16 protein-coding genes are annotated in these 20191 nt (G+C 45.7%); 1 reads left to right on the top strand and 15 read right to left on the bottom strand.

Translation table 11 applies throughout. From position 1 onward, the window contains the following. Nucleotides 1-3: 3 nt before the first annotated feature. From C1I60_RS13155 to C1I60_RS13085, 14 genes are all read right to left on the bottom strand, one after another. Nucleotides 4-390, bottom strand: coding sequence for a DUF8551 domain-containing protein (locus C1I60_RS13155; protein WP_137062102.1), 387 nt, complete (start codon nucleotides 388-390; stop codon nucleotides 4-6). Nucleotides 391-393: 3 nt separating this feature from the next. After that, nucleotides 394-813, bottom strand: coding sequence for a hypothetical protein (locus C1I60_RS13150; RefSeq protein ID WP_137062101.1), 420 nt, complete (start codon nucleotides 811-813; stop codon nucleotides 394-396). A 107-nt stretch (nucleotides 814-920) separates the two neighbouring features. After that, nucleotides 921-4373 carry a peptidoglycan DD-metalloendopeptidase family protein gene (locus C1I60_RS13145; RefSeq protein ID WP_137062100.1) on the bottom strand — a complete coding sequence of 1151 codons (3453 nt, stop codon included), beginning with the start codon at nucleotides 4371-4373 and terminating at the stop codon, nucleotides 921-923. A 10-nt stretch (nucleotides 4374-4383) separates the two neighbouring features. Further along, nucleotides 4384-5433, bottom strand: coding sequence for a hypothetical protein (locus C1I60_RS13140; RefSeq protein ID WP_137062099.1), 1050 nt, complete (start codon nucleotides 5431-5433; stop codon nucleotides 4384-4386). 1 nt (nucleotide 5434) lies between these two features. Then, nucleotides 5435-6052: an S-layer homology domain-containing protein gene (locus C1I60_RS13135; protein WP_137062098.1), complete on the bottom strand. Its 618-nt coding sequence runs from the start codon at nucleotides 6050-6052 to the stop codon at nucleotides 5435-5437. A 56-nt stretch (nucleotides 6053-6108) separates the two neighbouring features. Continuing rightward, nucleotides 6109-6783, bottom strand: a complete 675-nt coding sequence (locus C1I60_RS13130; protein ID WP_137062272.1) for a hypothetical protein — start codon at nucleotides 6781-6783, stop codon at nucleotides 6109-6111. A 65-nt stretch (nucleotides 6784-6848) separates the two neighbouring features. Then, entirely contained in the window at nucleotides 6849-7067 is a 219-nt protein-coding gene (locus C1I60_RS13125) for a hypothetical protein (protein WP_137062097.1), read from the bottom strand. A gap of 125 nt (nucleotides 7068-7192) precedes the next feature. Further along, nucleotides 7193-7627, bottom strand: a complete 435-nt coding sequence (locus tag C1I60_RS13120; protein WP_137062096.1) for a DNA polymerase III subunit gamma/tau — start codon at nucleotides 7625-7627, stop codon at nucleotides 7193-7195. A gap of 22 nt (nucleotides 7628-7649) precedes the next feature. Then, nucleotides 7650-8702 (bottom strand): YomU family phage tail tube protein, encoded by a 1053-nt coding sequence (locus tag C1I60_RS13115; RefSeq protein ID WP_137062095.1) that lies wholly within the window; start codon nucleotides 8700-8702, stop codon nucleotides 7650-7652. Nucleotides 8703-9271: 569 nt separating this feature from the next. After that, nucleotides 9272-9970, bottom strand: coding sequence for a queuosine precursor transporter (locus C1I60_RS13105; protein WP_137062093.1), 699 nt, complete (start codon nucleotides 9968-9970; stop codon nucleotides 9272-9274). 239 nt (nucleotides 9971-10209) lie between these two features. Continuing rightward, nucleotides 10210-11607 (bottom strand): L-cystine transporter, encoded by a 1398-nt coding sequence (locus C1I60_RS13100; RefSeq protein ID WP_137062092.1) that lies wholly within the window; start codon nucleotides 11605-11607, stop codon nucleotides 10210-10212. Nucleotides 11608-11843: 236 nt separating this feature from the next. Continuing rightward, nucleotides 11844-13748: a beta-glucoside-specific PTS transporter subunit IIABC gene (locus C1I60_RS13095; RefSeq protein WP_137062091.1), complete on the bottom strand. Its 1905-nt coding sequence runs from the start codon at nucleotides 13746-13748 to the stop codon at nucleotides 11844-11846. A gap of 165 nt (nucleotides 13749-13913) precedes the next feature. Continuing rightward, a complete protein-coding gene (gene licT, locus C1I60_RS13090) occupies nucleotides 13914-14747 on the bottom strand; it encodes a BglG family transcription antiterminator LicT (protein WP_044644666.1) in 834 nt (277 codons plus the stop codon). A 324-nt stretch (nucleotides 14748-15071) separates the two neighbouring features. Beyond that, nucleotides 15072-16307, bottom strand: coding sequence for a PTS transporter subunit EIIC (locus tag C1I60_RS13085; RefSeq protein ID WP_137062090.1), 1236 nt, complete (start codon nucleotides 16305-16307; stop codon nucleotides 15072-15074). A 439-nt stretch (nucleotides 16308-16746) separates the two neighbouring features. Between C1I60_RS13085 and C1I60_RS13080 the strand changes: the two genes are divergently transcribed. Next, nucleotides 16747-18447 (top strand): methyl-accepting chemotaxis protein, encoded by a 1701-nt coding sequence (locus tag C1I60_RS13080; RefSeq protein ID WP_137062089.1) that lies wholly within the window; start codon nucleotides 16747-16749, stop codon nucleotides 18445-18447. A 101-nt stretch (nucleotides 18448-18548) separates the two neighbouring features. On the opposite strand, the gene C1I60_RS13075 is transcribed toward C1I60_RS13080, so the two are convergent. Next, entirely contained in the window at nucleotides 18549-20165 is a 1617-nt protein-coding gene (locus tag C1I60_RS13075) for a cobyric acid synthase (protein ID WP_137062088.1), read from the bottom strand. Nucleotides 20166-20191 lie beyond the last annotated feature (26 nt).

The raw sequence follows: 20191 nt of genomic DNA, 5'->3' as shown, positions 1-20191 counted from the left end.
TTTCTATTGGAGCATTTGATAATTCACCCATATATCCTTGTTCCTGCCGCCTTCATTAAAAAACTCAAAACGAAATTCAGTCCCTGTCGGACAAGGAATAACGGCTGTAAAATACATCCCTTCAGGCAGATCCTTCGTGAAGATACGTTGGCATACCAGCTTATCCCCCACATACAGATTCCAATAATCGCTGGACTCATAAAAGGATGCTCCCACAGCTACCGCAAGCAGCTCGCAATCATGACTGACTTTCATTGTGCTTTCTACCTTGCCAATTCCTCTGGATTCAATCCGATTGCCCACAATGTACGGTTGGGTCTTCGTTGGCATAAAAGGCGGGTCCAAACGCCCACCTACCATATAGCTTGCAAAATTAGCACCACTGGACAACGACTACACCGCCCTTACATAATCAAGAGTCAAATTTTTGAACAAGCCATGTTCACGAATAATGCTTCCCCGTATAGCGTTTAACAATGGAATGTCAGCCTCTTCCTCCATTTCTGCATTCAGGGTTGTGGAGGCTTCAAATTCAATAAAAAATCCGGTCACTTGCAACAGATCATCCCGGTACAGCGTTAGCCGTTCCAGCAAGCCATTATCATAGGTGTATAGCACTGACGTTACCAATGCAGGATATTGAAGCATTTCACGGGCTACATCGATGGTAATGACATTGGGCTCCTCCTGAGCCTTTTTTTCCAACAAGTCGTCCGTCTGACCCGCATGTATCCTTTCCTTACGTACTTCACGTCGAATCAGATCAATAATCGGAAATACCTCGTTAGAGTTCGTAAAATTCTGGTTCTCCAAAGTTTACACCTCACCTTCCCCTTCAATATAAGAAAAAGGAAACGACAATTAACGCAGGCTGCGTAATGCCATTTCCTTGGATTGTATTTATAGATCATAGCGTCAAATCAGGATGTTGCAGGAAGAGCGGACCAGGTTAGCTCCAGATAGTTGACCATACCGCATTCATCACCGACCAGCCGGTTGCCCTTGATCAGATAATATCCTGCATTACAGGTATGGTTGTCATACACATAACACCCATCCAAAAGCTCTATGAGCGGGTTGCCGCGAATGACAATGTTTTTGGTGCGGGCTTGTCTTTTCATATCAAAAAATACTTTATTCGCTATCTGCTGCTTGAGATCACGCATGGATGCTCCACCCTGTTCTTCAATCCATGGTAGCTGTAATCCAGCGGTTCTCATATTCCCTTTGGTGGCCACAATCAGGCTTTTATCCAGAAAATGCTCTGTTAACCCCGCAGAACCAGAAATCATCAGATGGTTGCGAACACGCGAGTAGTCGGTAGAAGACGTCATTTCAAGCAAATGATCCTCTGTAAATTCCCATTTGGAGCGCGCTACCTGGTCCCAATCCGGGGTATCCAAAAAATTCAATCGTTTCAGTGTAAACGTTCCGTAACGATCGCATCTGACATCATAGGGCAAATCCTGTATGAGCAATTGTATAGCATCTGATGCCCTTGTCCCCGCCTTGAAGGATACCGTTGCTACGAAAGGAGTTTTCCAGCCTTCGGTTGTCTTCATACATTTTTGATCCTTGGGAATCGTCTGGAGTTCCCCTGTCTCGGGATCAAATCTCATGTAGGCGTGCTTGTCCTTCTTCACATCCACATATACCGTTTCGTCTATATCCAAATTGGGGTATTGGCAGTCTTCACCGTGTACACGCCACGAATCCAGCCCGGCTGCAACTGCAATATCCTTTACAATACTGGATTTCATCCAGGCAAAGGCGCCACCGTCCCCAGCATACGCTTCCTCCGGAGGGTAGATTATATCCTTATAAAATATAAATTCCTCCAGCATGTCATAACGGTCTACACAATGAAACGTAAGCGTTCTTCTCTGGGCATCCTCCTCAATTTCACCCTTGATCATGCCTGTAAATACACGTACCAGCTCATCGCCATAACCTGCATAAATACGGATGGGAGTTCCTTCACTAATCAGATGTCGTCGCTCACCCTCCTCCCAATAGGTAAATTCGTTAGGAGGCTGCTTCCTTCCATCCGAAAATGCAGCGTACCGTTCCAAGGATGGGGAGTAGATCCCTTTGGCATTATTTAAAGTTACGGTGGCTGAAGTCGACGACATGTCCATGTGAGAATGAACCTCCCAGTTCATCACGTCCCGTTCCAGTGAAGCGGTATTCTCATACTGAAACCCGCCGACGTCATACCATTTTTCTTTATACGTATCTGCGATATGAGTGGCAAACTGCTCAATAGCGTAATCATGAAAAGCATATTTAACCTCTGCAATATACAGACTACCGCTGGATACGGAAAATCGAAGTCTGTTCGTCGTATCATCTTCGGATACGCCGCGTACACGGGTATTTTCCCATTGTTCGATACCGCCCGGAAGTATACTTTTAATATATACATCCATATCTGTTTCGTTATGGCAGGTTACAACATAGTCGGTGTACTCGCTCACATGCTTATGGCTATAGGAGCCGACATTCGTAGAAATTCCTTGATCTGTGACCTTGACCACAAAGGCTTTGGAGCCATTGGACACCATGATTTTCCCTTGTGTTCCCTGATCGGCCTTGATTCGGAATTGCATTGTAAATGGAAATTTCGTGATCTTCCCTGTCCGTTCAATACCAGCTTCTTCACGTGCAGTGGATATTTTCTGCTGATTGCCCATATCTGTCACCACTACCTGCTGGTCGGGAGTCCAATCATTCGTTGTGCTCATCGGGTCTTCGAACGTCCAGACTGTTTTGGCTGAGAGGGATTCCACGTCAAATTCTCTGGCTTTCAGAAAAGTGATCCCGAAATTGCCTCTCGACGCCTTGGAAGGATTCGACATGGAAAATTCAATTTTGTGGTGTCCACCAGGCACCGGAATAGAGGGAGGGTAAGCCAATCCGTTTTTGGCATTTACCCCTTCAATGGTGGCAACCACATGGTCGTCCACCTTTACCTCTACTCTGTCCTGGATATCCATATCCGAAACATAGGCCCAGCTTAAACACCCCGGCTTGAACCAGTCATGCACAAACGTGAATTTCTTCACCTGACCTGCCCCGTCTGTTCGTTGAAAACCTAAAACATTACGGACCTGATTAGGCGTTTCATTGGTGAAAAATTGAGTTGCACCCACGATACCCACAAATTTCAAAGGGTCCAGACTCGTTTTATGGGCCGTAAAATTCTTGCTATACGATACCTTTTCTGTCGTCCGGTTGATCTGGTAGGATGGAATGGATTGATCTACTTCCGAATTTGCGCTGCGAGTTCTTCCGTCCCCCCACTGCTTGATTTTCACAATGACAGGTTTTCGCCCAAATTGAAGGCATTGCTCCGCATTTTCCATTAAAATCTCAATACGCTTGCCCTTCGTGGAGCCAGCCGTATCATCAGCCACATATTCGCCCCAATTTTTCCCTTCTACCAGCAGTTCAACCTTACTTCCCAAAGGGATGACAGAAGGATCGACAGCGATAATTTTGTAATCCTCCCACTGCCGTACATCTGTTCCGCCTCTGGTAATACCCTCAGAGTTTGCGGGATTCACATAATAAGCCCATGCTTCCATACTATATTCCGTGTAGGATTCGACGACGCTAGCTTCCACCGTTGGGATAGATATACTTTTATTCTGAACAGCCGTATCCAGCAATCGAATGGGCAATTGTATGGATTTTTCCCCGCGCAGGAAAGCTTCGGGATTCAAATCCTCGCCATCCTTGCGAACCTCAAAATGAAGATGTGCTCCATCCCCACCCCCACTGCTACTCTTGTGACCCGAGTTCCAGCCTGTAGCAATCGGGTCTCCAGCCTTCACACAATCTCCAGCCTTGACCCTCATGGCATTGGGTTTCAAATGAGCATACCGGGACGTCCAGCCATTGCCGTGATCGATATATACCGCGTGACCGTAACCCTTTACGGCACCTGCGGCAGTAATTCTTCCATCCCATACGGCATGGATGGTGTCGCCCTTGTTACAATCCAGGTCCAATCCCTTGTGGAGAGGACGCTTGGGATTCATTGACCAGTGGCGACTTGTGACCAGCATGCCCTGGATGTGATTGGAATCGGTAACATGTTCACGCATTTTTGAGCTTGAAAGAATAGGCATGGACATAGGCAAATTGGCGAGACGGGCTATCTCGCTAACCTTTGTCGCTTCCTTTTCACTTGATAGCTGGGTCATACCATCAATGGACAAAAATTCTTTAACGGCTGTATCTTTTACATATTGAACGACGGCTTGGTTTGGCCGCAAGCCATGGACATAGGACATTTTGTCCAGCTCTACAATGACGCGTGGCTGATGACCCCGAGCCTGTCCGTGCTTATTCATGGATTCAAAAGTCATTTTTCATCACCTATCTGAATTTTTCTAGGGCCCATTCTATGAATCGGTTTAAAAATACGACGGCTTCTGCACGTGTAATACATTTTTCCGGCTCCAGCATATTGTTTTCATAGAGCGGAAATACGTAGCTTCCATCCAGAAACTGCTCGCTCACCAAGTCCATAACGTCCTGTTCATACCCTTGGCCTGAGAAAGAGCTTCGGTCCAGCAGGGTTCTCGGTGGATACGTACTGCTCTCCAATCCACGGTCGGTAAATCTGTTATAGATATCCACCCGCATCTGTTGCAGAAGCACAAGAAACTGTGCTCGTTTCATACGAACATTCGGAAAGAAACGATCATGATAACGAGCGTGGTCAGTGCTGACAACGACGGTCTCCTGTTTGAATTGCACACTCCCGGCTTCCCGATAGTTATATCCGACAAGCACGGGAAATCCGTTATAGTTGAAGGGGAGATACACAATTCCTCGGTAGATCGCAAATACATCCTGTCTGAAGCCAAATGCTTTCTTAATCACTTCCTTTGGATCTTCTTCCGATTGGATTTTCACAGACAACCGCTTGAGCTTGGTTCCCAGAACTGTGACCGTCTCCGGCTGATTTTTCGTTTGGCCCTGATCATCAGCCGCCATGGACAAGGTCGCAGAAGGAAGGGAAATCGCACTTTCATCCGTCTCAACATAAGGCCTATGAACACAGCCATCCTCCTGATAAGCGGGTCTGCCATAAGCGATACATACCACCTCAAGTCCACTGGATAAAGGATGGGACATCGTTATTTTTTCGTTTTCCACTCTTTCAGGCTGTACCTGAACTCCAGCGACGAAAACAGAAACCGGGTTTTCAATATGCATTTGATAGCCGGGAATGGCAAATTCCTGCTGACCATCGAACGTTACAAAGCGCTTGATTATGCGTTCATGTCCTGGTTCAAAAGTGTCGTAGGGCATCCCCTCGATAAAGCTGTGCTCGTTGTGGGCATCCAGACCCAAACGTGCCATATCTAACATATCTCGATAAAACCTATCCAGCGGATCTATATCAATCCAGCGCTTCATCTCAATACCCCCTTAGAATCCGGTCCACATACCTGTAGGACCTCATCAAAAAGGTGATTCCCTCTGCCCGAGTACAGCCCTCGTCCGGTCTAAAATAAGGGCTGACCTCGCCTTCATCTGCTGTGGCGGCAACCATACCACGCTGATCCATTTCCTCAATATAGCTGGATGCCCAATGGCCCTTGAGGTCGATGAATTGATTTTTACAGCGGTATTCATCACCTTGTTTGCGAATAAGTGACATTTGGACTTGGATGATATATTTAGTCTCCAGCTCTGCCGTTTGAATATCCGGTCTACCTGTCACAATCCCCAGATAAATCGTGCCTTTTTCATCATAGTATTTGTGCTCTGAGCCTATAAAAGACAGCCAGTCCGCGTATTCCTTTTTACTGTAGAATAGCAGCGTTAGGCTCGCTGTATAATGTGAGGTTCCACGGTTGACCAAGCCTGCTGAGTAGGAAAACGTCTCATGAACATGAGATTTCAGATGGGGAGCCGGTGGCTTGTATTCGCTGATTAGTTTGGCCTTAACCTCGACAAAACGAATTCCGTTATCGTAAAATAGTCGCTTTTTGTAGAACACATCTTCTGATTTATGGGAACTTTGCTGAGTCAAAATGTATACCTCCTGTCATTAAAAATGATGTTTGCTCCGGTGCGACAGAGTAAGGATTAATATGACGTACTACTACGATAAGCAGTGGTCGGATTCATAAGAAGCTGATCCCGTAAGCTTCCGGCTCTACCGTTTTTAAGACCTCTTCCCAGTCTGTTACCGATCGCTTCCAGTTGGGTCGGACTTACGTCATTCGTGACCTTAGGCAATGTCATATGGACGATGACGTCACCGGAGTTGATCGTGTACGATGGATGCATGTTTGCACGTGTCAGATATTCATTTCTGGTTAGCTCCGTTACGCCTTCTGGCATATGAAATGTACGCTGATGACGGAGTACACCTTGCAAGTCCTGAGCTTGGTGCTTGCGCATACGGATATACTCCATAGAGCCTGTTCGTATATCTGCTATTTCAGCGTTTAGCGTCTTCCTGCTTTGATCCCTCTGCACCTTTCTCATATATTCATTCATGGGGAAGGTCAGCGACTTCGTTTTACCATTCATATCATGTTGCAGACTTTGACTCTCATCTGCGGATAGCTGATCTGGTTTTTGCTGGTTTACTTCGGACCTTGTCCTACAATTCAATAAGGTGCTTAATGTGTGCTTGTGTTCCTCCAAACACCCGAAGCGTAAAACCAGCCCCTGCTTCTCTACATTAGAAGATTGCCTTAGTGTCTGAATAAATGCCTGTAGCTCCACAAGCACATCAACCTCTATATTGCCCATACATTCACCGCCTTTTATAAAATGAAACTCCCGCTCCTCCTTACGGAGCAGAGCAGGAGTGTTGTTCATCCAAGCATATTAGCCAGAAATACCATATCTTCTTCGTCCGCTATTTTATAGCCGCTCATATATGATCCGTCTTCCCCGACTTGTTTACGGTCTGTACGGCGGATCTCCGGACGATCCTTTCCACCAGTCCCACTCCATAATTCACTGGCAGACATAGAGGAAACTTTAATGGTAAATTCGATATGATCATGGCACTGCTCCAGATAGTAGCCCAACTGGGGGAGCGTAAGATCCCAAACCTGATGCTTATCCAGGTGACAATAATGAGCCAGCTTAAAAAAGACGTTCGCCCAATCAATGGGAGCTTGCCGGTCATACTCCAGTTCCTCATCCTCAGTGGCTACATGGACTTTTTTATTCCATTCAGACCAATCATGGCATCAATAATTTGCTTGGCCGTTTCCAGATCAACATACTCTTCCAGGTGCTCGGGAGTCATCCAGCTATAGTAAGGTTTAAAGCCCATCATCAGCACATCCAACAGCTCATGATAACGATCCGCACCTTCCGGGTCATCTGGAATCAGATTTGCAATAATAATGCCGGAATCAATAGCGTTCAGCTTTTTAATCAGCTTACGCGCATCCTTTAACCCAAGCGGAGGCAAATAATACGTTTTACCGTCACGGAGACGCACCTTTTCATCTTCTTCAAAGAAAGCTTTTTCTTTGATCTGTGCTTCCTCTTCTGTCAAAACCTTCTTTGTACTTTCTACCACCGTATCTGACTTGGAAGGCTCATTTTTAGATGGAACGGTGAACTCTCTTTCATTCATTCCGAAAACACATCCTTACATATCAGTTGTTAGCAGATGTTGTTGCAATCTCATAACGCTTGATCGTGCCGAGCTTGTGATCAAAGCGTTCCGGGTCAATGACTGTCAAGGTTACACTATGCGTAGACGCCTGCTGGCGCTGAGCATCAATGGTGAAATTGGATTTCACACGACATTGATACAATTCCGTTTGGTATCCTTGCACAGAACCGTCCTTTTGCTCAAAACGGCCATCATGAACCAGGTGAACCGTCAACGGTAAATCCCTGCTCGAAATATCCAGAACATCCACCACTTCATTGCGTTTGTAGTTTACATAAATGGCTACATCCTTCAACGCTGCATTGAAAATCAGCTTGCCTCCTTCAACAAGGAATTGCTCCTCTGTAGGGGTTCCAGTGAGCAGCCGTTTAAGCAGCTTGTTTCCTGTTAGCGTACGCACCGAAATTTCAGGCGTGGTATGCAGCGAGGTACCAAAGGCAAGCTCTGCCTCACACTTCCCGTTTACTTCCTGAATAACGTGCTTCTCTTCCAGCTCCCACACAAATCCATCATCATCCTGCTGAATTTCACTCAAAGCGACAGGATAGACAATCACTACTTTTTTCCCGGCCAACGCTGCATCGAACACCACCTTATTACCTGTCACGGTAACTTCTGTGGTTACATCTGTGCCTGTAATTACATCCTCGTAAGCCTTCATAGCAGGACTTGTCGCTGCGGCTTCTGTGAGCAGCACCTGGTATGGGGATTCCCCTGGAACCGTCACGGTTTCCGTTGTCAGTCGGTAAGACGCTCCGCTAACACCTTCACGAAGCTTGGAACCGAGGACGAGACGGACCAGATTTAAGTCAAATTTGGCATCTTGAGCTGTAATATCAATCGTTTTTTTACGAAGCAATGCATCCAAGGGCACACTGGAATCTCCACCCTCGATATCCTGCATATCCAGTTGGATGTCCAAAAGCATGTTGTTCAGTGTTCCAATCGTGATGAGTTCATCACTATTCGGAATTTTAGCCATAAACTTGCCCGCACCTTTAATCAACATTTTTTTGTTTTTCGTTATTCCCATTCTTAAAAACCTCCAGTTTATTATTCCATTCCAACGATTATGGCGATTTGAATCCGTGACAACTTGACCTTGGAGCAAACCACCTTCCTGACGATATCAATATAAGTGAAGCATTGGATGTTTTAACTGTAGCGACGTACTTGATCTCTTCATCGTCCTTGTTTCTTCATACAGGGTCTACACCCCTCAATAGACGACCTCGGAATATGCTGCTGCCGATTAGACTGTTCAACCTCATGTGGATAAACAAGGCTCCTGGACTGATTTATTATTTTACCTGTGAGTTCGTTAATACAATGCAGGCATAGCAAGGGTTCTCCTACCATTTTCTCTGCCATAAAATTTTCTCTAGCCCTTTGTGTCACATAACGAATTTTACACCGGATACATGGGATAAACTGCATCATTCCTGTAGCCTCCTTTATAGTACAAGGTTTGTTTTTTTCCTTACATAGTCTCCAATCTTACATTTCATCTGACGATCTCTATACTTCAATATAAGCAACTGTAAGCTTCATTGAACAATTACATTAGTTATACAAAAAAAGGAGGAGCAACCCCAAGCCAAATTACGGCTTGAGCGTCTGCCCCTCCTCTTCTGCAAAGCGGAAGTTGCGTGCGATGTACAATATCGGTGTACCCGCCGCAGTTAGTACAAATTTTAAAATATAGGTGGTGAACAGTAGCTCCAGCCATATTCCCCATTCATAGCCGTAAAAGGCGATGCTGCAAAAAATGAGCGTATCCATAAACGAGCTAATCATCGTACTGCCATTGCCGCGAATCCAGAGTTGGTGACGTTCCGGGAAAAACTTGCGAATCCATGAGTATAGACGAACGTCCAGCAATTGGCTAACCGCATAGGCCGTCAGGCTGGCAAGTGCAAGTCTTGGTAATAGTCCGAATAATTGCTGCATGGGCGCCTGGGCAAAATCGGTTGCATTAGGCTGAAACACCAGCGCCATCTGCATCGTTAACGTCGTCATGATTAAGGTGAAAAATCCGAACCACACCGCTTTACGCGCCTCTTTAGGCCCGTATTTCTCATTCAGTAAATCGCTGGCCATATACATAGAGACATACATTGTATTTCCCAATGTCGTCGTAATGCCGAGCAAATCAATGGTTTTGGTGACCTGAATGTTGGCAAGTACGGTAGCCACACCAATCCAGGCGTACAGCCCTTTTTTACCGAACAAACGATAACATAACAAAAAGAACATAAAATTGACGAGGACAAAGACTGCCCCCCATAGCAAATTAAACATGAAAGCCTCCTAGTTTTGATAGCGCGGGATGGTTGCGAACCGCGGTTCATCCGGAGTAAGCCGGAAAAACATTATTTTAATGTATCACAGATCAGGATTTGTGAACAGCTATAATTACATTGCGATGAAACCAAACAAAGAGCCGGCCTGATGGCCGACTCTGAGCATTAATATGCACGCAGATACTTCTCCCTCTAAAACCTGCCCCTAGACTACGTGGAGAGTTTCTATCATCCCAATCAGGAGCGTGCCGCCGCATCCAAATCCATGCCGTGGTCGTTGAACACGTCCTGATCATTCTCCTTGAGCACCTTGCCTGAAATGAGTCCTGCTGTAATGGAATCATTGACATTCAGCGCTGTGCGTCCCATATCGATTAGTGGCTCAACCGAAATAAGCAATCCCGCCAAGGCTACGGGCAAGTTCATGGTCGAAAGCACGATCAAGGAAGCGAAGGTGGCACCACCGCCTACACCCGCCACGCCGAAGGAGCTGACCGTAACGACTAGAATGAGCGTGAGGATAAAATCCCAGCTCGTGGGATTTATGCCCACGGTTGGCGCAATCATGACCGCCAGCATGGCCGGATATATACCTGCACAGCCGTTTTGTCCAATGGTCGCTCCCAAGGTGGCAGACAGATTCGCGATGCCGTCCGATACACCCAGCTTTTTCGTTTGCGTTTCAACATTCAGCGGAATCGTAGCCGCACTGGAACGGGATGTAAAGGCAAAAACCAGCGTAGGCAATACTTTTTTCACATACGTTACCGGGTTATAGCCGAACAGAGCCAGCAAAATAAGATGAATGACGAACATGACCAACAGGGCCACATAAGAAGCGAGCACAAACTTGATCAGCTTCAAGATTTCATCCGGATTCGTCGTGGCTACAACTTTAGTAATCAGCGCCAAAATACCGTAAGGCGTCAATCTCAGCACCAGCGTCACAATCCGCATCACTACAGCGTACACGGCATCAATTACTTTACGGAAGGTTTGCGCCTGCTCTGGCTTTTTACGATCCAGTCCAAGCACGGCCACCCCGATAAAAGCCGAGAAAATCACTACTGCCAGCGTCGAAGTACGACGAGCTCCCGTCATATCCTCAAAAGGATTGGATGGAATAAATTCCAGCACCTGCTGTGGAATCGTCATATCCTGAACTGTTCCAAGACGCTCCTCCATCTTCAAGCCCTGTGCTTGTTCCTTCTCCCCATTTTGAATCTCAATCGCTTTAAGATCGAACGACAAGCTGGTCACAATACTGACCGAAGCGGCAATAGCCGTTGTAATCAGCAGTACAGCAATGATGGACACGCTTATTTTGCCAAGGTTCTGCCTTCCCTTCAAATTCATAATGGCTGAAATAATCGACACCATGATGAGCGGGATAACTACCATTTGCAGCAAACGAACATAACCATTGCCTGCGAGGTTGAACCAATCGACTGATTTCGTAATGACCTCTGAGCCCGCACCATAGGCGTATTGAAGAATAGCCCCGTAAATCAGCCCGAAGCCCAGTCCGGCAAATACCCTTTTTGTAAAGGAAATGTGCTTTTTCTGCATCCAGACCAACACGCCGAGCAGTGCAAGCAGCACAAGCACATTTAAAATAATAAACAAGGTATCCATATGTTATCTCCTCCAGATAGATGATATTTTATAAAATGACCCTTTAATCCGTTAATTACTATATCACAATACCAACTATTTTTGTAGGTTTTGTTTTAATAAATGGGTTGAAGCCCGCTTAGCTTTGGGGGATTACATTGAAAACGCAAAAAGGCAAGTCTTCCTGTTTCGAAGACTTGCCTTTGGTTAGAATCCAACGATTGATGTTAGATTATACGTAAAATCTTTTATTGTCGTTAGACGATTACTGTATAAAAAAGCTCCTGTTCCTTAACCACTTTATGCTCATTTCCAGCAGGCTCCAGCTCACTAAACTGAGCTACGTTTGTAACAATAACAGGTGTAATCGTTTCGTAACCAGCCTTGCGAATTTCCGCCAGATCAAACTCCAGCAAGAGATCGCCTACCTTTACTCGATCCCCTGCTTTCACATGAGGGGTAAAATAGAGGCCTTTCAGCTTAACCGTATCCATCCCAACGTGTATGAGCATTTCAAGCCCGGCATCACTCACCAAACCTACGGCATGTCCACTTTTGGAAATGGAGAATACGGTACCTACAACTGGAGAAACAACTCGACCTTCAGATGGCTCAATAGCCCATCCTCTACCCATGATTTCCTGAGAAAAAGCAGGGTCATTGACTTCACTAAGCGGCTTAACCTCACCCATAATCGGGCTGTATACCGGGATTTTCTCACCTTTTGGCAGTGAGGTCACAGCAGATTGACCTACTTCCCCAGAAGAGGTATCTCCGCCAGCTACTGCAGATGCTTGTGGTACTTCTTCTTCCTTCACATCTTCAAAGCCCATGAAATAGGTAATCACTGTAGCAGCCACAAAAGCAATCACGAGACCAAGGATTGCGTACAAGAAAGTCGGTCCAATAAACATCGCCAGACCAGGCAAACCAACCAATCCACCTATGACATACGCTTTTGTGCCAAACAAGCTCATGAAGCCCCCGCCGATGGCTCCCCCGATCAGCGCTGCCGTAAATGGTTTTTTAAAACGCATGTTTACACCATACATTGCAGGCTCGGTTACACCCATAATAGCTGTCAAGCTCGTGGAGAAAGCCACTGTCTTGACTTTGTCATTTTTGGATTTTAAGAATACCCCCAGTGCAGCACCAGCCTGAGCCAGGTTGGCTGCTCCCATAATCGGAATCATATAGTCAAAGCCCAACGTTGCAATAGAACCGATCATGATCGGAACCAACGCGTAGTGCATACCTGTCATGATGATCAGGGAGAAAGTACCGCCAAGCAGCAAGCCTGCAAGGGCACCTGTATTTTCAAACAACCAAGAGATACCGCCAGACAAGCCATTACCAATAATCGAGCCCAACGGCCCTACAGCAATCAACGTCAAAGGTACAATAATCAACAGAGTCAGTGTCGGAACAACAAGCAGCTTCAGTGATGCATGCGTATACTTATCAATAAATTTTTCAACATAGGACGCCACCCAGATCGCAATAACGATTGGAATAACGGTCGAAGAATAAGTGGCCGCCGTCACCGGAAGACCGATAAAGCTGACCTTCACATTGGATGCCAGCAATGCCGTAATCGTCGGATGCAAAATAGAGGCACCTATCGCAGCCGCGATAAACATGTTACTTCCCAGTTTTCTAGCAGCACTCACAGCCAGAATAATCGGCAGGAAGTAGAATGCTCCGTCACCTATGGCCGCTAAAATCGTATAGGTTTGGCTCTTATCGGACATCCAGTTCATTGCCACTAATAGAGCAATGATCCCTTTGATCATACCTGCACCGGTGATCGCCGGCAAAATAGGTGTAAACATACCCGCTATAAAGTCAAACAGACTGCTGATCGGGTTTTGTTTTTTCTTGGATGCATTGCTTACGCCTGTTTCACTTTGTGGTACCTTGGACATGTTGCTCACCAACGATTTGTACACGTTAGCTACATCATTACCGATAATAACCTGAAACTGACCACCACTCTCCATCACTCCCATAACGCCATCCGTTTTTTGCAGCTGCTCCTTCTGAGCTTTCTTATCATCATGAAGATTGAAGCGCAGACGAGTCATGCAGTGAACTACCTGCTCAACATTCTCTTCACCACCGACCAGTGTAAGTATCTCTTTGGATAATTGATTTCGATCCATGAGGGTTTCCTCTTTTCTTTTAAGGTATAAAATGCGTAAATTGGCAATAAAAAAACCTGAATACAGAAAGCAGACAGCTTTATAAAAAGCCAATCTTCTTTCAGCATTCAGGTTTTGCCTTCTGGTTTGGAAGTAGCAATCCTAAATCCCTGATCATCCATGAAATCATTGATTTTTAATGATACGCTCGATATGAATGGTGAGATATAGCATCTCATCCTGGGACAAGCTCCGACCATAGATTTTAGTCGTATAATCTCTTATTTTTTCAGCACAGGCATAGGCATTCTTGTACTGCACCTTAACCATATCATGAAGGGAATTATCTGCATTTTGTACAGGGGTCCCATTCATTACCCGTTGAGCAAAAAATTTGAGATGTGTAATAAAGCGGTAGTAGCTTAACGACTCTTCATCCAGCTCCATTACAAAAAAGCGGCTTACAATGTTCATGATATCCTTGACGATATTAGTCAGGGCTATCGTTTCGCGCATTTCGCTGTTGAGCTGAGCATTCACCAGATGCAGAGCAATGAAGGCTCCTTCATCATCCGGAAGCGTAACTCCCAGCTTGTCCTGAATCATGTGCAGTGCCTTGGTCCCAATCGAAAACTCCTTGCGGTACATTCGTTTGATTTCCCAGAAAAGGGCGTTTTTTATATCCATCCCCAAACGATAACGCTCTATGGCAAAATGGATATGATCCGTCAGCGAAATATAGATGCTGTCATGCAATTCCACACCGAGTATCGTTTTGGCATATTGAATAATCTCATCAGAAATTTCAACATATTCAATAGGGATATCAGACATCAGGGTCATCAGTTTGCGGGAAACCTCGGTGCTTTCAAGCTTAAAGATTTTCTCGATATGCCCTTCATCAATCTCATCGCCTGCACTTTTTTTAAAAGCAATGCCTCTTCCCATAATGACTAATTCTTTCTGCTGCTCATCAATGACCGTTACGACATTGTTATTCAGCACCTTTGCTATCTTCATTCCATCACCTTAGGCCGCTTGGAGTAGTAAAAAAAGGCAATACCAAAACTGACACTTAGTGCCTGCTTATGGTTTTGCCTGATATGTTCAGTAACAACCCACGAATGTGCAGTTTTGAATAACTGCCATCATAATATCATATAAGAATTGAGCTGACAAGTTTTTTTTGTAAACACTTTCATAAGGTACCTAGGCGAGCTACAACACCAAATCACTTACGTTAATCAGCATGATGGTGCTGCCGCGTATCCGCTTTTGAAGTTAGAAAACATGTTTGCCCAATGTGTGGAATGACACATCCTGCGACGGTTTAATTGAAGTCTCCTAACTGTTTGCACTCTTTTCCACAACCAAGTCCGAAGCTGTGCTAATGCCAGATGCAGTTGCTCCTTTGGAGTGTTCCTCTTGTTCATCCGCAAAGCCCATAAAATACGTAATTACACCAGCCGTCACAAACGAAATTACTATTCCCAAAACGGCGTACACAAGGGTGGAATCAGTATACAACGGTAAAGTCATTAGTCCGAATAAGCCTGACAAAGCTGTGAGCGCTGTTTCAAAAAAACACATAAACGCACCACCAATAGCCCCGCCGATCAATGCGGCAAAAAACGGCTTTTTGAAACGTACATTCACACCATACATGGCCGGTTCAAGGATTCCCAGCAAAGCCAGAAGGCCTGTAGAGGCGGCCAGCACCTTGACTTTGGCATTTTTGGATTTAATACATACGCCGAACGCCGCCCCCGCTTGAGCCATAACCGCCGCCACTATGACAGGAGCAATATAATCATATCCCATCGCAGCAATGGATTCCAACATATCGTTTATCATCATATATTGCATGCCCGTAAATTGAAGCAGAGGTAACGTGCCTCCAAACAGCAAACCTGCAACAACTTCCCCATTGAAAAAAAACATTGAAGAAAACTCTTCCGACAACGTATGAGCAAGTTTAGTCCATAGAGGACCGAAAACAAACAGCAATAACGGCATGATAATCATGAGCGTCAACGTGGGGACAATAATCAGCTTTATGGCATAGCGATTAAATTTGCCCAACCCTTGCTCAATCTTCGCTGCAAGCCAAACAGCAATCAGGATTAGTATAAAGGAAGAAATATACCTCGGCTCCGCCACTGGTAAACTGGTCGAGCTGATCTCTTTAGCGGACTTCAGCATTTCTGTAAGGCCGGGAAAAAATGAGCAGCCCCCGATGACCGCTGCAATGAATATATTGCTGCCAAGCTTTTTGGCTGCACTTACAGCTACCAAAATGGGTAAAAGATAAAATACTAATCCGCCAATGTACATTACAATTGTAAAAATTTTAAAATTAGAATGAAGATCCAGATACAACAAGACAGAAGCAATCACCTGAATGATTCCCGCCCCGATCAGTGCGGGCAGGATTGAAGTAAATACGCCCGAAATAAAATCAAATAGTCGACTTATCGGATTCCTTGCTGTGCCAGCTTTCCCATTGCCGGAAGCAAGCTCCTGTTTGTTTTCTCCTCCTGCCTGCGAACTCATTTCTTTGGAAAGTAAATCCTGATTCATAAAAGCCTTTTCCCCTTTTTTATGTATATTGAAGGCCACATTTGTACTTAATATAAACAACTTATTAGGAAGTACATGGAAAGCGACATTCCTTATACTACTTTCATTCCTTCTTTTTTACAATAGTCTTAAAAGAAGGAATGAGATATTCATTTTCATGCTCTGATGATTTTACATCAAGCTTACATCTAATAGCCTACGACCATAGTTACATTTTTTTGTTTGTTTTTGGGCAAATATGACTATTCAACCGCCTGTTAATTATGTAAAATAGGTCTAACCTACTTTTTAGTAATTCATGAATTGCTTCCCTTTCTTGTTCTTGCCCCTTGAATACAACTGAAATATACATAGAATCCGAACGTTTTCAGTTTTTTCTTCAAGCAGAAAAGGAAAATAAGTAGATCATAACGTGTTATCATGTGAGAGGAGATTTTTCATGCAGCGTTTAAATCGTTCCATTGGCGCAAAATTACGGATTATGATTTTATTGATTCTGCTCTTTGCGTCCCTTCTGTTCAGTGTCAGTTTTTATGCAGTTTCCATGAGTATCATTAATAACAGTGTCATGCCTCAGGTGGATCAAATGCTGGAAACCGGGGCCAAGAGTGTGTATCAGGATCTTAATATTTCTTTGGCAGTTCAGGCACAGCAAGGAAATGGTTCGGATTCCGGGTCTGGTATGCAGATGGAATCTTATCTTCAGGATAAGGTCAACACACTTAAGCTTGAATCGGCATATATCGCAGTGGTGAAAGACGATAAGGCCGAAGTTGTCGCACGAAATGAAAAATCGGTATATAAGGTTAAGGATGTACTTGTTCCTGTGGAGGATATCAAAAAAGCAAAACAAGGCGAGATGAATGTTAGCGATATTTACAGCGATTCATACGGAATACACAAAACCGCCTTCTTTGCCATAGCGGGTAGTAATCTGGTCTTGGGTGTGAACGAGGATGTGGGGTTTGTGCAGGATAAATCCCAACAAATTTTATGGATTTGCATAGGTATTACAATTGCAACACTCCTGCTGGGAGGAATTATTTCTACGCTTATCATACGCAAGGTTGTAGAGCCTATTGCTGAACTGGTTCGTCATAGTGAAAAAATTGCTCAAGGTGACCTGTCACAGGAACCGAAGGTTATCGGTAACAACGAAATTGCGCAGCTTGCCCGTAGCTTCCAATCCATGTCCCATAATCTGAAAGAAATGATCGGTCATGTGCTTTCCACATCCAATGCAGTTGTAAAAGGCTCGGACGAGCTGCTTCGCCGAACTGAAGCCATGGGTGTAAAAGTACAGGACTCCACCGTTGCTGCAGAGGAAGTGGCAAAGGGCAGTACCAGCATAGCTTCCGCTTCTGCGGAAAATGCACAGGCTATGGAGGAAATCGCTCAAGGTGTTCAGCATATCGCCTCCTCTGCCAATGATGTATCCGATCAGATCAGTGAAGCGACTGAAGAAACAGTGAACGGTAATACGCTCGCTCAAAATGCTGTTGCCCAAATGTCGCAGGTAGGACTGGCTGCCGATGAGTCGCTTCGATACATCCATAGTATGAATGAGCGCTCCGAAGCCATTGGTAGCATTGTTTCAGCTATTTTTGATATTACGAAGCAGATCCAAATGTTGTCCCTGAATGCCTCCATTGAGGCTGCCCGTGCGGGTGAGCATGGACGCGGCTTCGCCGTTGTAGCCGGAGAAGTTCGGAAGCTCGCCGAGCAGTCGAAAGAAGCGACACAGCAAATTTCCGATTACCTGGTAACCATTCAGGAAGTATCGCAACAGTCCGTTGACTCTGTGACCCGGGTCAGCCGTGAAATTCATTCGGGAACGGAAATGGTGCAGCAAGCGAGTACAGCCTTTAATCAGCTAAGTCAGCTCATGCAGACGATCAACGCGACGATTCAGACGGTATCCGCAGCAACGGAGCAGGTATCCGCCAGCTCGGAGGAAGTATCGGCTTCCGTGGAAGAGACAGCTCTCATCGCTGCCAATGCCAAGCTTATGATTCAGGAAATCGGTTTAAATTCCGATGAGCAACTGAATGAAATGGAAGGCTACAGCGAGGTCGTACGCCAATTAAGCAAACAAGCGACCGAACTGCAAACAGCCGTACAAAAATTCAAAATCAAGTAAGCTGAACTACAATGAAAGAGGTATCTCGCGGCCACGAACACGGCTGTGGAGATACCTCTTTATTTTTTTAAAGCGTGATGTTATACGATCATCTATAAAGGTTAAAAGTCCATCCCCATAATGCGGTAGATTCGGTCCATGTCCAAATGAGCCCGCACCACCTCTGCAACACGGTCAAACTCACGTTCCTTGGCTTCACGTACGGTAAAGGTGCTATCCAGCCCTGCCAAGCCCTTGGCTTGTCTCAATCCATCCAGCCAGGAACGGCGAAAACGATCATTATCAAACACACCATGCAAATAGGTACCCCATACTTTACCATCCGCTGTTCCCCAACCCTCCTCAAAAGCTGTTCCCTCGCCGCGACGGATATGGAATAAGGTGTGCATTGGGTTCATTCCCTCGGTGCCATCTGAAGGCGCGTGTAGTTCCGTAACACACTCCGTGACGCCCATATGTATTTCATAGCCTTCAATCATCGTCGTGGGAGCAGAATCCGAATCGGGTGCATTTAGCAACAATGGGCAGTGATCAGACAAGGTTCCCTGTACGCGTACCGTTTGCTTTTCCTTTAAAAAGGTCGTGGATAGAGCCAGCCAGCCCAACCCTTCTGCCTGCTGCGGCAACCCAGATTCGACCGCTTCGGGATCAAACAAGGCTGTGCCGAGCATCTGATAGCCTCCACAAATGCCAACCAACTGCGTGCGTCCCGCGTTCATAGCCTCCCGAATGTCCTGCTCCAGACCTCTTGTCCGCAATTCAAGCAGATCGCCAATCGTGTCCTTCGTCCCCGGTAAAATAATAGCGTCAGGTACCCCCAGTTCTCCGGCCTCCGTGACATAACGTACACTCACATCCGGCTCTGCGGCCAAAGCATCCGTGTCTGTAAAATTGGAAATACGCGGATAACGAATGACCGCGATGTCCAGCGCTTTATCCTTTGCAGACAGCTTGGGCTTCTTGTCCAGCACCACAGAATCCTCTGCCTCAATGCGGATATCCGGTAGATAGGGCAGCACGCCGAGTACAGGAATACCGGTTCGTTCCTCCAGCCAGTCCAATCCCGGCTGAAGCAGGGACAGATCCCCTCTGAACTTGTTAATGACAAATCCACGGATACGCTGCACCTCATGCGGCTCTAGCAGCTCAATCGTTCCTACTAGGGAAGCGAAAACACCACCCCGGTCGATATCCGAAATAAGCAGCACTGGAGCGTCCGCCCAACCTGCAAGATTCATATTTACAATATCGCGGTCCTTTAAATTAATTTCTGCCGGACTGCCTGCCCCTTCCATAAGCACAATATCATAGGTATCACGCAGCCGATTCAGCGCGTCCATGACCGTCTGTTTGGCTTGCGGCAAAAATTCCTTTCGATAATCGGAAGCACTCATATATGCATAAGGCACACCGTGAACAACAATTTGTGAATGCATATCCTTGACCGGCTTGATCAGAATCGGATTCATGTCGGTCGTCGCTTCAATACCGCAGGCTTCTGCCTGCACACCCTGAGCGCGTCCAATTTCTTTGCCGTCCTCGGTGACATAAGAATTTAGCGCCATATTTTGTGACTTGAACGGTGCGGGATGATAGCCATCCTGCGTGAATATACGGCACAGTGCAGTGGTCACCACGCTTTTGCCCACATCCGATGCTGTGCCCTGAAGCATAAGCACTGCTGCGGGATTCGTGCGGGACGGTTCGAAAGTTGACAATTGCCTCTTCTCCTTTTACCAATTCA

The sequence above is a fragment of the Paenibacillus terrae genome, assembly GCF_005217525.1.
Lineage (GTDB): Bacteria > Bacillota > Bacilli > Paenibacillales > Paenibacillaceae > Paenibacillus > Paenibacillus terrae_C.
The sequence above is the reverse complement of the archived record's forward strand: the minus strand, read 5'-3'. Positions and strand labels throughout refer to the sequence as shown.